Here is a 13,375-nt window from a genome sequence, read left to right on the forward strand (position 1 = left end):
ACCAGTGACGACATGCCTCGCCTGGAACGCCGAAACGGGACGCGCCCTCTTGTGAGAGGCGCGGGGCGTGGTCCTGGTGTGTGCCGGGAGGTGTCCCGCTGGAGAGCCTCCAGCGGGACACCTCCCGGCCAAGGCGGTTGTTGTCGTCAGCGGCTGTTCACGGATACCTCGTTCGAGGTGGTGACCGCATTTGGATCGGTGGAACGTTGCGGCGCCGCGGGGCCTTCCGCGGGCTTGGACCTCGCCAGCCACAGGCCGGTGAACACGGCGGTGGCCAATGTGACGGCGCCGGCCGTGACGAAGGCGCTGTTGAGGCCGGTCTCGAAGGAGGCGCCGCCGGATTGCCGGGTGCGGACGACGGCTCCGAGTACCGCCACGCCGAGCACCGCGCCGATCTGCCGGGTGGTGCTGCTGATGCCTGATGCGAGGCCGCCTTCCTGCGGGCTGACCGCTTGGATGGCGGCGCCCGTCAGCGGGGACATGGTCAGGGCGAAGCCGATGCCGACGACTCCCAGCCGCCACCACACGTTCCCGTAGCCGGTGTCGGCGTGCACCATGCCCAGCGCCAGCAGTCCCAGCCCGGCCAGGGCCAGGCCGATGGTGACCACGATGCGGAAGCCGTACCGGGCGGCGAGCCGGCCCGCGTACGGGCTGACGATCACCATGGCGAGGGAGACGGGGAGGGTCTGCAGGCCGGCGCGCAGGATCGAGCTGCCCTGGACGTACACGAAGAACTGGGAGAAGAAGAACGACGAGCCCATGAGCGCGAACCCCACCACGACCATGGCGGTGTTGGACACGGTGAACAGTCGCTGCCGGAACAGCCGCAGCGGCAGCATCGGAGCGGGACGACGCGCTTCGACGGCGACGAAGGCGGCGAGGAGGATCACCGCGGCGGCGAAGCTGCCCAGGATCATCGGCGACGTCCAGCCGCGGGCACCACCCTCGATCAGCCCGTAGGTCAGTGCCCCCACCGCCAGAACGGACAACACCGTGCCCGGGATGTCGATCGCGGGAGCGCTCGGATTGCGGGACTCTTCAAGGCTGCGCAGGCCGATCAGCAGCAGGACCACGCCGATGGGGAGATTGACCAGGAAGATGGCGGGCCAGCCGAAGGCTTCTGTCAGCACGCCGCCGGCCACGGGGCCTGCGGCCAGACCGATTCCGCTCAATCCGGCCCACAGCCCGATCGCCTTGATTCGTTCTTGCGGCACGGGATAGGCGGCCACGAGCAGGGCCAGCGAGGCAGGGCTCAGCGCCGCGGCTCCGATGCCCTGCAGCACCCGGCCGGCGACCAGCCAGCCGACCGAGGGAGCGAGGCTGCACAGCACCGACGCGGCGGTGAACACCACCACGCCGGTCAGGTACACCCGCTTGCGGCCGAACCGGTCGGCGAAGATACCGCCGGACAGCAGCAGCATGGCGACCAGCAGTACGTACGCGTCGACGATCCATTGCAGACCGGTCAGCTGAGTGTGCAGCCGGTGCTGCATATCGGGCAGCGCCGCTCCAACAATCGTGTTGTCGAGCAGGACCATGAACTGGCCTAGGCAGGTCACCGTGAGCAGCACGGCCCGGTTTGATCGACTGCCTACGGCCGCATGTGATGCAGCGATGGGGATTCCTCTCAATCGTCAGTTGCGCCCGGCCACGGTCGACGCGGGCGACGCGGGCGGCGATACACCCGAGCGCTCTAAAGCAGTCGGCGACTGCGTTAGGTGACTGTAAGGAGGGTTGCCTCGCAAACGCAAGTCACTACTGCGTTAAGGTGGGGGCATGAACGAGGGACAGCGAGCTCGGCGGCCCGGCGGGCGCAGCGCCCGCGTCGGCGTGCAGGTGCACCAGGCCGTCACCGACCTCATCAGCGAGCGCGGCTACGGCAACTTCACCGTCGGCGAGGTCGCAGCCCGCGCGGGCGTGGCCGACAGCAGCATCTACCGCCGGTGGGGCAACCTGGAGACCCTGCTCACCGACGTGGCGCTCACCCGCCTCAACGCGCAGTCGCCGATGCCCGACACCGGGAGCCTGGCCGGCGACCTGCGCACCTACGCGGCCCAAGTGGCCCGCGAGATCACCGGACCCGACGGTCTGGCGGTGGTGCGCCTGGCCGTCGCCCTGTCGAGCAACGGTCAGCAGGGCCTGCAGGCTCGTGACGACCTCCGCGACGAACGCACCCGGCAACTGCAGTCCATGCTCGATCGCGCCCGCGAACGCGGCGAGCACGCACCCGACGCGCTCGGCGTGCTGGACCACATCCTGGCCCCGATGTACATCCGCGTCCTGTTCGGCTTGGGCCCGCTCACCCCGGACTACATCGACGGGCTGGTCGACCGGTTGCTGTGACCTCAACCCGGTCCCCAGGATCAGCCCTCGGACGCGGTGCCAGGGCTCCGTGAGGTGCGGGTGTCCCAGAACCGGAGACGTTCACCCTGCACGTCTACGACGGCGGCCGGCACCTGCGGCACCCGCAGGTGCCCGGGCCTGCCGCTGCCCCGGCTCTGACGGGGCCCGTACTCTCCAGGCGCCCCGGGCGGGGAGAGCGCCGGCCTCGACCCGGGAGCCTGGCAGTTCGGCTGCGCTTCTACCAGGTCCGAGGACCGGGTCGGGGTACTTCGTCGACACCCGCGCCCGCTGCACACCGGCGCCTCTGCCGTCCAGCCCGACAGGTGATCACGGGGGTGATGGAAGGGACTAAGTAGCGGGCGGGATCTGGGTCTGGACGGGGGGGACCACTTCAACGTGCGTGGCCGGGGCGTCGAAGACGATGCCGGCCGGCTCGGCGACGTCGCGACCGGCCACCTGGGCGTGAGCCCACAACGTGATCGACACCGTGCCGCCGTTCACGGCTACCTCCAGGACGTCGTCCACCCCTGCCTCTGGTCATCCCCCCGACCACTTCACCCCCACGACACGGAACACCCACTCGAGCGTGCAGTTGGCCCGTCCGGTCGGCTTCAACGCTCAGGTCCCGCGGGCGTGGAGGTCTCGCCGGGGGCTGCTCCGCCTCGCCGAACGGCGATGATGAGTGCGGGCGCCGCTGTGGCGCCGGTGGGTTCACAGGGGTGGGGCGATGATCGAGGTCGGGCGGCAGGGCGCGTTCAGCGTGAACAGTGTCGGTGTGGAGCGCCGGCCGTTCCCGTTGAGTTTCAGCGTCCGCCAGGCTGCGGGAATGTGGGTGGTGGCCGCCGGCGCGGCCCAGGCGGGTGAGTTGGCCGACCTGCTCGCGACTGCGGCGAACGGCTCCGTCGCGGTGGTCTCGTTGGAGACCAACTCCTACCTGGATGAGGACTGGCAGTCGCTGCGGCCGTCGCTGATCGCGGCCGACCTCGGCGTGCCGTGCACGGTTCACCCCCTCGGATCCTGGGCGTCCGGCACGTACGGACTCGCGGAGGAGATCCTGGTGCTGGACCGCGACCAGCTGCCCCGTCTCCTCGACGGCACCTGGGCTCCGTACGAGCTGACGCTGATCGACGTGCCCACCGGTGCGACACCGGAACAGCTTGACGAACTCGCCCTCGTGCTCGGCACGACCGGCATCGACGAGCCGCTCCTGGGCCGCCTGGGAGACTCCTCCCGGTTCTGGTTCTCCGGCCACGACGACTGCTACCTGTGGCTGGAAACCCGGGACTCCGCCCTGCCGGCCGCGGTTCTGGCCCGCCTGCTGACCCTGTTGGCCGGCTCCGCCATCGCCGCACTCACCGACAGGCCCTCGTCATGCGTTCCCGAGCCCGAGCCATGTCTGCCTGAGCGGCTGATGGCCACCGCACCCCACTGGATCGGAGCGCTGGACACGGCCACCGAGGAACTGGTGACGATCAGGATGGCCGCCCTGCCGGACCCATGGCAGCTGGATGTTCCGATTCCACAGCGGGCGGATCTGACGGCGGTGCTCGACGTACGGCACGGGACCTGGCGGATCACCCCGCCGGAGTGATACCAGGAGCCACGAGAAGAATCGGGGGCCTGACCGTGCCCTCCCTTCCAGGCCACCCTCGCCCTTCCCCTGGTGAGCATCGAAGTTGTCCATCCGGGCCACGTGCACCATGGCTGAGGCTCCGCAACCCTGGACGCGTGATCCCCCGCCGCCGCGCGGGCCACTGGACGGCTGGGCCACGAGGACCCCGAGCCGCGTGGCCCAGCACCGATCCCTGCGGCGGCCGCAGGTGAGAGCGGTGTGGACGGGCACGGTGGTCATCGGCCTCATCGCCCTACCTGTCCGCCTGCTTCTTGCCGTGCTACTCGCAACGACCATCGGCTCCCGATGTCCGGCCGCTTTCAGACGACGCTGATCGGCGCCGGGCTCTCGGGGAGCTGCCAGCTGCCGCCGCGGTCCCCCTTCGAAAGGCGCGCGGCGAGATCGGGAACGTGCAGGAAGCAGGCCAGTGCGGTGGCGGCCTGGAAGGCGTCGATCGCACGTTGGGTCATCGGCATGCCCAGGCGCAGGAGACGCGGATTCACTTCGCCCTGGATCTCGTCGACGAAGGGCCGCAGCACGCTGTCGTAGTTCGCCAGTGCGGTCGGCAGGTCGCCCGGGTGCCGGTTGATCTCGCCGGCCAGGACGTAGGCGCCCACCAGGCCGCCGGAGATGCCCATGCCGCTGTAAGGGGAAGCACAGTGGGCGGCGTCGCCGGCAAGGACCACGCGGCCCTTGGACCAGGTGTCGGTCCGGACCTGGACGATCTCCTGGGAGTAGAAGAAAGGGCTCGTCTGCATACCGCCGATGAAGCGCTCGGTCTGCCAGCCCGCGTCGCGGAACCTGCTCGCCCAGAACTCCCGTTGGCGCTCGACGGGTTTCCGGTGGATCGCCGAGGCCTCCTCGGACTCCTCCCGCATCACGAAGTACACCTGGGTCTCGGTCGGGTTGTGGCTGCGGCGCATGATCTGACGACCGCCCGGGACCATGTAGGTGTCCCGGATGTCGCTGTCGGACGCTATGCGCGGGATGAACCAGTAGGCCATGTGGATGCCGACCCGCCAGTACGGGTCGAAGTCCGCGGGGAGGATCGCCTGACGGATGCGCGATCCCTGCCCGTCCGCGGCGACCAGGAGGTCGAACTCGCCGGAAGTCCCGTCGGAGAAGTGCGCGATGACCTTCTGTTCGTCCTGCTCGAAGCCCTCCACGCTCACGCCGAAGACGTACTCGGTGTCGTCCTTCGACGCGTCGTGCAGGATGCGTACCAAGTCACCGCGCATGATCTCGTACTCGGAAGTGAGGGTCTGCCGGCCACGGCCGGAGGTGTTGGCCATGATCGTCGCCTTGGCCCTGCCGCGCGCGTCGACGAAAGCAACACCCGCCTCGTCCACCAGCTGGCCGCGGACGGCGTCAAGAAGCCCCATACGCTCGACGGCCTCGATGCCCTGCCCCCGGAGGTCGACCTGCGCCCCGGTGGCCCGCAGCGCCGGAAAGCGTTCGACGACGGTCACCCTGTGGCCGCCCCGCGTGAGCCAGAAAGCCAGCGCCTGGCCTGCTATCCCGCCGCCGGCAACAAGGACCCGCAGGGGGCGCGCCCCCGATCCGTTGGCCATGCCCATCACCTCAAAAATCTATCAGTGAATGGTTCCTCTCCAGAGTCATCTGTCAGCGATAGATTCGTCAACGTGACCAAGGTGAACCGTGAGATCGTCGTCTCCGAAGCGCTCGACCTGCTCGACGAGGTCGGGCTGGACACGGTCAGTACGCGGCGGCTGGCGAAGCGGCTGGGCGTCGAACAGCCCTCTCTCTACTGGTACTTCCGCACCAAGAAGGACCTCCTGACGGCCATGGCGGAGGCGGCGATGGCGCCGCATGCGGCCGCTCCGCTGCCGACGCCCGACGACGACTGGCGCGACTGGTTCCTGGACAACATGCGAAGCTTCCGGCGCACCCTGCTGATGCGCCGGGACGGCGCGCGCCTCCACGCAGGCAGCACCCCTGCCAACGACCTCGACCGGATCCGCCGCAAGATGGACTTCCTGGTCACCTCCGGAGTGCCTGAGCGGGACGCGCAGATGGCGATGCTGGCCGCCGGCCGTTTCACGGTCGGGAGTGTCCTGGAGGAACAGGCGGACGCCGGCTCCGGCGACGGCTCGGATCCACCGGCGGACATACCTGTGATCGACTACGAGTCGGCATTCGAGGCCGGCCTGACCCTCATCTTGGACGGCCTGGTGAACCGCACCGCAATGCGGGCCGCGCCTCCCTGTCGGTAGACAATGGCACCGTCCCATCGCCGCGCTCGCTCGCGCACACGGCGTCAGCCGCGGCGCCATCCGCACGGCCGTCGCCGACTTCATGCCCGAGCACACCGCCGTCGGCCGCGAGGATGCCCCGGCCCCGGAGCTACCGGTCACCCTCGACGTGCCGGGCAAGGGCAAGGTCGCCGACTTCCTCCGCGCCGCCAAGCTGGAGCCCGCCGAGCGGGCCGCGCTCGACCACGGCGTGACCGTACGGCGAGGCCAGGGCTACACCCTCCGCGTCAGCGCCCTCCCCTCCGTGCACCGCGGACTCCTCGCCCGCTGCCAATCCCTCGACGGCGCCCACGTTCGGATACTCCCCGAGGGCCAGTCCGTCCAGCCCTTCGCTGTCATGAGCGGAACAGGTGATCGTGGATCTTGTTAGGATCCAGGAAATCCAGGGGAGGGAACCCATAAGCGACGGATACAACGATGTCAAGGCCGCAGCGGGCGAGGCATATAAGGAAATCTGGGGCGGCTGGTTGTTCGCCGGAATCGTGGCGGTCGCTGTTGCGTGGTTCACCGACGACGACTCGGTTGTCGGCATCATCGCGGATTTCACCGCCAAGTGGGGCTGGATCCCCTCGACCCTGATCGCCCTGGTTCTCTGCGGCCGGGTATCCGACCGGGAGAAGGAAGCACGCAAGCGCGCCCTCGGGCGCTGACCGTTGAAGAGCAGCGCGGACGGCCGAGGCGGCCGCGCCCAGAGGGAAGCGGCCTGCGCCTTCCGCCGTCGCAGCAGCGCCCACTGATTCGCTCGAGCGGGACAGCCGCCCCTTCGGCCTGGCCTGTCGTGTAGGGGTGCCGGCAAGAACCGTGTCACCAGACGCGAACGACGGAGCTACTCCGCTGACTTCGTAGGTCGGGGTAGTTCGGGGTAGTTCGGGCACGGCCGTCGCCTCAGCGGGCGCGGCCCGACCGCCCTTCAGCTCGGGCACGTACTTGTAGATGGTGTTGCGGGACACCGAGGAGCTTGGCGATCGAGGCGACAGGCTGTCCACCGGCAACAGCAACGGCGAGCTGAAGTCCGCGGTCCAGGTGAAGACCGGCTTCGCCTATGGCACCGACTCCGGCATGAGCGAGGAACTCGACAGCGACTCCCCCACGGCCCTGTCCGCCCAGCCCCGCACGGTGTACGACGCCTACGCTGCCTGCCCGTCGTTCACCAACACCTCGGGCTCGTCCCCTATCGACGCGACGGCCGTCAAGGCATCGTTCCCGAGCTGGGGGACGAACGCCACGGGGTCACCATCACTATGCGCGGGCCCGGGGGGCACGGTAATCATGAAGCAGATCGCCATTCGCAAGGGCAACGTGGCGGTGCTTCTCATGGGCAGCCCAGGCCTCGTCGACAAGCACATCGAAACGGCCCTGAACAAGGTAACGCCCGGCTGATCTCAGGTTCAGGGAGGCCGCCCGCTGGCGTGCGGCGCCGAGATGAGCGGATCAACGGGCTCCGCATGGAAGCAGGTGGCACAGTCCTCCTACTGACTCAGGGGGTTCCCCGCCGCCCCTGGGATCTGCTCGAGGGCGTTCCCGGCTACAAAGGCCAGACGGCTGCACCGTCACGCACCACCAGCAGCTTGGGCTGGACCTCTTCGCAGAACCGGATCCATCCCAGATGGACGTCCCGGCCATCAAAGTGTCGGTGCGCATCGGCGGCCTTGGTCGCGATCCAGCTGAGGAGTTCGCCCGTGCGGTCGAAATCATCGCGGTGGATCTCTTGCCGAGTCGTCAGCGCCCAGGCACCGTTGCGGGTGTCCTGCCTGCGCACGAGAGCCGAAACCAGCGCTCCACCTGGCTTGAAACGCCTCACCATGGCAGCCCAGAAGCGGCTCGGGACGGTCCTCCACGACCGCTTCCCCGTGCTCGTCCTCCACCACGACCGGAAACCTGGTCACGATGCGGAGGATCTCCGGCTTGGGGCCCAGAACCGAGATGCCATCGCAGCTCAGGGACTGGGGACGCCAGCGGAGACGACCGCGTGGTGGGGGTGGCTCTTCCACTGGTCGGCCTTGACCATGAGCACGCCGAGAAGTCGGCCGGCTTCATCCGTGTCGCCCGCTTGCACGGCGTTGGCGTAGTTCTGGCTGAGGTCGTGGACCTCGCGCCATGACTGGACGTCGTAACCCTCCGGGCGTTGCTTATCTCCCTCGGCTTGGCGGGCGCGAATGAATTGATACACCCGTACGCCGGTCTGTAGATCCAGAGGTGCTCCTGCCACTGCCATTAGATCGGTACGGTGCTGTTCGAGGTCGGTGACGCCTTTGAGGCCCACCGTGGCCGTGTACTGGGTGTGGACCCCGTCGGGACCCGTCTCCGGGTCAAGCTGAAAGTTGTCCGCGAAGCCCCAGCTGCCGCCTGTGTAGACGCCCTTGATCCTGCCGTCCACCGTCCCGACGGCGTCGAAGGGGCCGCCCTTCCAGCGGAAGGTCCAGTGGGTCCGGTACCAGGCGTCCAACTGCTCCGGGGCGGCCAGGAAGCGCCCGCCGCTCGGGTTCTGGGGATCGGCGATGAGATCCTCAGGCCGGTCATCCCCGGTGGTCAGAGTGATGAGGCCCGACGCGTCGGCCTCAGCAGCGGCCGGATACGTCCGCCCGCGGTGGACCGCGTAAGTTTTGGGGCGGAAATGGTCAGCCTCGTCCAGACGCCGCACCAAGGCGTGCCGGGGCTGGAGGCGATCCTCACGGTGCTGCTCCAGCTCGGTGACCTCGTCGCGCGGGAAGGCGCCGTAGTAGGTGATGGCCAGACGCTTGAGGTGTTCCTTGGCGAAGTGTTCGTCGGTGCCGAGGTAGTTGCCCGAGAGTGTGGTGGGCGTGGTGGCGGTGCACTTGAAGAGCTCGCCGTGCCAGCGGAACGTCCACGTCACGGCGTCCCAGGCTTCCAGGCGCTCCGGCGCAACCGGGTATCCCACCGACCCGTTGGCGGCCTCGCGGGGTGCGAGCCCTTCGGGTGTGGGGCTGCCGGGCTCGGGCAGCAGCTCGACGCACGGCCATAGACCCGCGGCGCCACGGGCCCGATAAAGCTCACCGCGGAAGACGGCAACCTCGCCCCTGACCGGGAAGCGGAAACCCGCAGGTTTAGTCATAGCAATTCCACAGCCTTTCGCTCCTCCTGAAGAAGCCGACCGCCTCATCGGCGCCATTGAACTGCTGCCGTCAGTCGAACGCGTGTGAGTATGCGTCGTCGTGCTGCGCCTGGGCCTGCGCGGCCCAGGAGCCGTCGAGACGCCGCAGTAGTTCGACCTGCTTGGCCAGTCGGTCGGTGCCGGTGACCTCGCGCTCGGGGAAGAGGTTTCGCTGCTTCATCCCCCAGGCTCTAGCCATGTCGAAGGTGACCTCGACGGCGAGCCAGTGCATGAGCTCGTCGAGGCTGTCAGTGGTGCGGCGCTTGACCTCCCGACCTGCCCGCTCCGCCACGATCCAGTGGAGATCATCACCATCGATATCGACGTAGGCGGAGAAGTCGCTGCAGGCGCTGAACGCGATCACGCTTCGCACGGATACCTCCAGCTTGGCGGCCATGTCGCGCGCGGCAACCATCACGTCCGAGACTGTTATCGTCACGTAGACGATTATTGCATGTGGTCACGGCCTCGGGGAACATCGGTACAGCCGTTGACGCCGAATTCGCGACGCGCCTTGCACTGGGCCGGGACCGCCGGGAGGCCCTGGCCGCCATTGAGGGGCTGGCAGCTGGCGGTGGACGGCTGGGGTGGTGCTGACGCGCAGGGTGTAGCCCTGACCGCGCCGTACGGTCACGCCCTGGTCGAGCGCAGCCCGCTCGGCGTCGTCCAGCTCGGTGGCGCGGAGGAAGTAAGCGACCTTGCCCGGTATATCGAGCACGACCGGCAGTTCCGGGGCCGGGGCGTTTGGGGCGGCGGCCCTGTACTCGGGCAGGAAGTCGGCGACGGCGGTACAGATGGCGCCGCGGCTGAGGTCGTGGTCGCGGGCGAGGCTGACTTGGGTTCCTGACTGACGACAGAAACGTAAAGCAAGTACGGCGTTTCGAAACCCGCTTTAAAGCGTGTTGCAGAAGGCTGTGATCTGGGAATTTTCTGTGTATGCGCGGGGTGTTGAGGGCTCAGCCGTTGTGGGTGGAGACGTTCACCGGGCTGCGTATGCGGCAGTTCGAGGGCTTGTTGCGGGTGGTGCGGGAGCGGGGCGGTAATGGCCCCGGTGGCGGGCGGCCGTGGTGCCTGCCGCTGGCGGAGCGGGTGCTGCTGGTGGCTGTCTACTACCGCACGAACCTCACCATGCGGCAGCTCGCCCCGCTGTTCGGCGTCTCGCCCGCGACGGTCTGCCGGGTGATCCAGCGACTGCGTCCTCTGCTCGCTCTCGGGCCGGCCGCCCGGCCCGCGGACGTCGCGGACCGGCTGTGGATCGTGGACGGCACCCTGATCCCGGTCCGCGACCGGCAGGTCGGTGCCTCGAGCCGCAACTACCGGTTCTCCGCGAACGTGCAGGTCATCATCGATGCCGACACCAAACTCGTGGTGGCCACCGCCCGCCCGGCCCCGGGCAACAAGGCCGACGCACAAGTCTGGCGGACATCCGGACTGCCCGAGCAGTGCCGCGGGGTCACCGTGCTCGGAGACGGCGCCTACATCAACACCGGCCTGATCGTCCCGCACCGCAAACGGCCCGGCAGGCCCCTCCTGGCAGGCGAGGAGGAGGACAACACCGAGCATCGCCGAGTCCGTGCCCGCGTCGAGCACGCCTTCGCCCGCATGAAGAACTACAAGATCCTCCGCGACTGCCGACAGCGAGGCGACGGCCTCCACCACGCCGTCCAAGCGGTCGCCCACATGCACAACCTCGCCCTGACGGCATGATCCGAAATACCGAAAAGCGGCCCTGACCTGCCCGCTCACAGCCTTCTGCAACACGCTTTACGATCTCGTGCACGGTTGGCCGTGGCGCGTCGGCTTCTTGATCGTTGTGTTCAGCGTGGTGGGGATCAGGGCGGCGATCGTTCGGAACCAGCGGGTCACGGGCCTGTCGTCGACGGTGCTGGCTGAACTCGTTGCCGAGCTCGGGCCGTTGTGGCACGAGCGACACCAGGCCCGGCTTGTTTCCCGGGACCGGAAGCGGGCTGTGGGTGCCGGGGCCCGGCACAAGCTGGTCTTCGTCGACCGGCTACTGGCCACACTCGTGCATCTCCGGCACGGCGCCACGCACGACGTGCTGGCCTGTTGGTTCGGCGTGGACCGCTCCACCATCACCAGGGCGATCGGCGAAGTCCGGCCACTGCTGGCCGAGCGAGGCTGCACTATCGCTCCCGGGATGCGGCTGCGAACGCTGGCCGATGTCGTGAGCCACCTGGGCGAGAGCGGTCGCACGGCCATCTTGGACGCGACCGAGATCCGGGTCCGCCGCCCCGCCCAGGGAACGGACGGCCGGGACCGCTTCATCTCGGGCAAGAGCAAGCAGAACGCCGTGAAGACCATGGTCCTCACCGATGCCGCCGGCAGGCTCTTGTTCTGCGGCGAGACCCGGCCCGGCAGCTGCCCGGACATCACCCAGGCCCGCGAATCCGGGCTCATCGACCTCCTCGATACCGGACCCTGGGTTGAGATCCTGGCCGACGCCGGCTACCAGGGACTCGGCGCCCAGACCGGCGGCCAGGTCGTCACCCCGCCACACCGCAAGTTCCGAAAGAACCCGCCGCCTTGGTACGAGGAGATGCACGCACAGGCCAAGCACGCGCACTCTTCCCGACGGATCCGCGTCGAGCACGGCATCGCCCACCTCAAAAACTGGAAGGCCCTCGCCCGCCACCACGGCCGCCGTGAACAACTGCCCGAGACCGTCCAAGCCGTCGCCGCCCTGGTATCTCACCAGCAAAACGCAACCAGGCCCCTCACACACGCGGCCTGAAGACGGGTACGTCCGCGGTCGACGACGCGCCACGGCCAACCGTGCACGAGATCGTTAGGTGCGCACCCGGGTCGGCGGAGTCGGGGTCCGCTCCGCTACTCCGTCGCCCACTGGGCCACCATCGTCCATCACGGGGGCTTCGCCTCGCTACGCGGCCGCGCCGTAGCCGTCGCTCGACGCGCCGTCGGCGGCCTCCTGGCCGCGCTCCTGGTCGTGGACGTGCTTGAGCGCCGTGCGCGCGGCGACGACCTTCCCTGGCTCCACTGTTTCCCAGAACGCGTGCGTGCCGACGGCGATGCTCAGCTCGAGGGCGCGGGCGCGCAGGGCGGAGACGGTGTTCTTCTGTTCCTCGGTCCAGCCGCTGGTGGCCGGCCGTTCGGACGGGTACCAGTGCCCCTCCGGCCGTGCCCACCCCTCGTGCGGTTCGACGGACCAGGGAAGCGTCTTACCCAGCGCGCTCAGCTCAGCGCTGACCTGGTGCAGCTCACGCTGCGCTTCGCGGAGGTCGTCGGGGAAGGAGAAGGTCATCTTGTCAGCCACCACTCAATCGTGCGCCTGTGCGAATGAATGGGGTCGCCTCAGCCGGTCCGGCGCTTCTTGTGACTTTGAGTGATACCCGGCCAGCGGTCTCTCATCTTGAGCAGGCCAGGCAGGGATCTGCAGTTGGCGAGTTTTGTGGCTCGATAGGTGGCCTGCCGGTGGTCGCGATGCGTCCCGGCAGCGCCAGCAAGGGCACCGGGGGCGTAGGGCGGACAGCGACGCAGCGGTCGTCGCGCCCGCCCCGAGCAGGCACGTCTTCCGTCTACGCGGCCGGGGTGAGTTCGGCGCGGCCGAACAGCAGGGCGTAGCCGGTGGGGAGCTGGTGGAGGATGCGGGTGGTCAGGTCGGGGCCGGCGTAGGCGGCGACGGCGGAGAAGACGGAGCCGGTGTCCCAGCGGGTGGTGGCCAGGGAGGCGCCGGTGCGGGCGGCGAGGTCCTTGACGAAGGCCCAGCCGGTCAGCGGCTGGGTGTCGGGGATCTGCGCGGTCAGCACGCGTGCGGCTTCCAAGGGCAGGCAGCCGGCCAGGTCGACGCGTTCGTCGCTGGTCAGCTGGCGCCCCAGTCCGGCAAGAACCAGGCGGACGGCTTGGTCTGCTCTCTCGCGGGTGGGGTAGGCGCCCTCGTAGCGGACCTTCTCCAGCATCTGCTCGTATGCCGTCCCGTACGGCTGCTGGGGCAGTGCCTGCCGGTCGGAGATCACTGGGGTGGTTGCCTTTCTTGCTGTGGCCGGTGTGCGGGCACCG

General features: G+C 68.8%; 16 protein-coding genes. 8 read left to right on the top strand and 8 right to left on the bottom strand.

Translation table 11 applies throughout. The features are described 5' to 3' along the window. Positions 1 to 146: 146 nt before the first annotated feature. Positions 147 to 1,616 (bottom strand): MFS transporter, encoded by a 1,470-nt coding sequence (locus J1792_RS24910; protein ID WP_086570447.1) that lies wholly within the window; start codon positions 1,614 to 1,616, stop codon positions 147 to 149. Between the two features lie 160 nt (positions 1,617 to 1,776). Between J1792_RS24910 and J1792_RS24915 the strand changes: the two genes are divergently transcribed. Beyond that, on the top strand, positions 1,777 to 2,343 hold the full coding sequence (locus J1792_RS24915) for a TetR/AcrR family transcriptional regulator (protein ID WP_086570370.1): 567 nt from the start codon (positions 1,777 to 1,779) through the stop codon (positions 2,341 to 2,343). A 348-nt stretch (positions 2,344 to 2,691) separates the two neighbouring features. Here J1792_RS24915 and J1792_RS24920 read toward each other — a convergent pair whose 3' ends face one another. After that, positions 2,692 to 2,868: a hypothetical protein gene (locus tag J1792_RS24920; RefSeq protein ID WP_207248253.1), complete on the bottom strand. Its 177-nt coding sequence runs from the start codon at positions 2,866 to 2,868 to the stop codon at positions 2,692 to 2,694. Positions 2,869 to 3,070: 202 nt separating this feature from the next. Between J1792_RS24920 and J1792_RS24925 the strand changes: the two genes are divergently transcribed. Beyond that, complete coding sequence (locus J1792_RS24925; RefSeq protein WP_143587669.1) at positions 3,071 to 3,934, top strand: hypothetical protein; 864 nt, start codon at positions 3,071 to 3,073, stop codon at positions 3,932 to 3,934. 341 nt (positions 3,935 to 4,275) lie between these two features. On the opposite strand, the gene J1792_RS24930 is transcribed toward J1792_RS24925, so the two are convergent. After that, positions 4,276 to 5,526: an FAD-dependent monooxygenase gene (locus J1792_RS24930; protein ID WP_086570445.1), complete on the bottom strand. Its 1,251-nt coding sequence runs from the start codon at positions 5,524 to 5,526 to the stop codon at positions 4,276 to 4,278. A gap of 72 nt (positions 5,527 to 5,598) precedes the next feature. Between J1792_RS24930 and J1792_RS24935 the strand changes: the two genes are divergently transcribed. From J1792_RS24935 to J1792_RS24950, 4 genes are all read left to right on the top strand, one after another. After that, complete coding sequence (locus J1792_RS24935) at positions 5,599 to 6,189, top strand: TetR/AcrR family transcriptional regulator C-terminal domain-containing protein (RefSeq protein WP_207248254.1); 591 nt, start codon at positions 5,599 to 5,601, stop codon at positions 6,187 to 6,189. Between the two features lie 82 nt (positions 6,190 to 6,271). Further along, positions 6,272 to 6,598, top strand: coding sequence for a hypothetical protein (locus J1792_RS24940; protein WP_242646592.1), 327 nt, complete (start codon positions 6,272 to 6,274; stop codon positions 6,596 to 6,598). Beyond that, positions 6,579 to 6,878 (top strand): hypothetical protein, encoded by a 300-nt coding sequence (locus tag J1792_RS24945; protein ID WP_207248255.1) that lies wholly within the window; start codon positions 6,579 to 6,581, stop codon positions 6,876 to 6,878. The genes J1792_RS24940 and J1792_RS24945 overlap by 20 nt, the downstream gene beginning before the upstream one ends. A gap of 283 nt (positions 6,879 to 7,161) precedes the next feature. Further along, positions 7,162 to 7,608 carry a hypothetical protein gene (locus J1792_RS24950; protein ID WP_143587668.1) on the top strand — a complete coding sequence of 149 codons (447 nt, stop codon included), beginning with the start codon at positions 7,162 to 7,164 and terminating at the stop codon, positions 7,606 to 7,608. Positions 7,609 to 7,753: 145 nt separating this feature from the next. Here J1792_RS24950 and J1792_RS24955 read toward each other — a convergent pair whose 3' ends face one another. The 3 genes from J1792_RS24955 to J1792_RS24965 form a co-directional block, all read right to left on the bottom strand. Beyond that, positions 7,754 to 7,987 carry a hypothetical protein gene (locus tag J1792_RS24955; protein ID WP_207248256.1) on the bottom strand — a complete coding sequence of 78 codons (234 nt, stop codon included), beginning with the start codon at positions 7,985 to 7,987 and terminating at the stop codon, positions 7,754 to 7,756. Positions 7,988 to 8,164: 177 nt separating this feature from the next. Next, positions 8,165 to 9,082: a hypothetical protein gene (locus J1792_RS24960; protein WP_143587667.1), complete on the bottom strand. Its 918-nt coding sequence runs from the start codon at positions 9,080 to 9,082 to the stop codon at positions 8,165 to 8,167. 289 nt (positions 9,083 to 9,371) lie between these two features. Further along, positions 9,372 to 9,779, bottom strand: coding sequence for an Imm63 family immunity protein (locus J1792_RS24965; protein ID WP_207248257.1), 408 nt, complete (start codon positions 9,777 to 9,779; stop codon positions 9,372 to 9,374). A gap of 497 nt (positions 9,780 to 10,276) precedes the next feature. On the opposite strand from J1792_RS24965, the gene J1792_RS24970 reads away from it, so the two are divergent. Together J1792_RS24970 and J1792_RS24975 are read left to right on the top strand one after the other, a co-directional pair. Beyond that, entirely contained in the window at positions 10,277 to 11,047 is a 771-nt protein-coding gene (locus J1792_RS24970; protein ID WP_207248258.1) for a transposase family protein, read from the top strand. A gap of 67 nt (positions 11,048 to 11,114) precedes the next feature. Then, complete coding sequence (locus tag J1792_RS24975; RefSeq protein ID WP_372446169.1) at positions 11,115 to 12,092, top strand: transposase family protein; 978 nt, start codon at positions 11,115 to 11,117, stop codon at positions 12,090 to 12,092. A 147-nt stretch (positions 12,093 to 12,239) separates the two neighbouring features. Here J1792_RS24975 and J1792_RS24980 read toward each other — a convergent pair whose 3' ends face one another. Further along, on the bottom strand, positions 12,240 to 12,632 hold the full coding sequence (locus J1792_RS24980) for a DUF8825 domain-containing protein (RefSeq protein ID WP_245872149.1): 393 nt from the start codon (positions 12,630 to 12,632) through the stop codon (positions 12,240 to 12,242). Between the two features lie 262 nt (positions 12,633 to 12,894). Next, the gene (locus J1792_RS24985) at positions 12,895 to 13,332 is read right to left on the bottom strand and encodes a DUF2267 domain-containing protein (RefSeq protein WP_207248259.1); all 438 of its coding nucleotides are present in this window, start codon (positions 13,330 to 13,332) and stop codon (positions 12,895 to 12,897) included. Positions 13,333 to 13,375: the final 43 nt, after the last annotated feature.

Origin of the sequence: Streptomyces triculaminicus (assembly GCF_017349075.1) — a bacterium.
GTDB lineage: Bacteria > Actinomycetota > Actinomycetes > Streptomycetales > Streptomycetaceae > Streptomyces > Streptomyces triculaminicus.

Excerpts from the sequence above, each read along its gene's own strand:
- J1792_RS24970 (WP_207248258.1), top strand. The coding sequence starts at position 10,277 with ATGCGCGGGGTGTTGAGGGCTCAGCCGTTGTGGGTGGAGACGTTCACC.
- J1792_RS24915 (WP_086570370.1), top strand. The coding sequence starts at position 1,777 with ATGAACGAGGGACAGCGAGCTCGGCGGCCCGGCGGGCGCAGCGCCCGC.
- J1792_RS24940 (WP_242646592.1), top strand. The coding sequence starts at position 6,272 with ATGCCCGAGCACACCGCCGTCGGCCGCGAGGATGCCCCGGCCCCGGAG.
- J1792_RS24925 (WP_143587669.1), top strand. The coding sequence starts at position 3,071 with ATGATCGAGGTCGGGCGGCAGGGCGCGTTCAGCGTGAACAGTGTCGGT.
- J1792_RS24950 (WP_143587668.1), top strand. The coding sequence starts at position 7,162 with ATGGTGTTGCGGGACACCGAGGAGCTTGGCGATCGAGGCGACAGGCTG.
- J1792_RS24930 (WP_086570445.1), bottom strand. The coding sequence starts at position 5,526 with ATGGCCAACGGATCGGGGGCGCGCCCCCTGCGGGTCCTTGTTGCCGGC.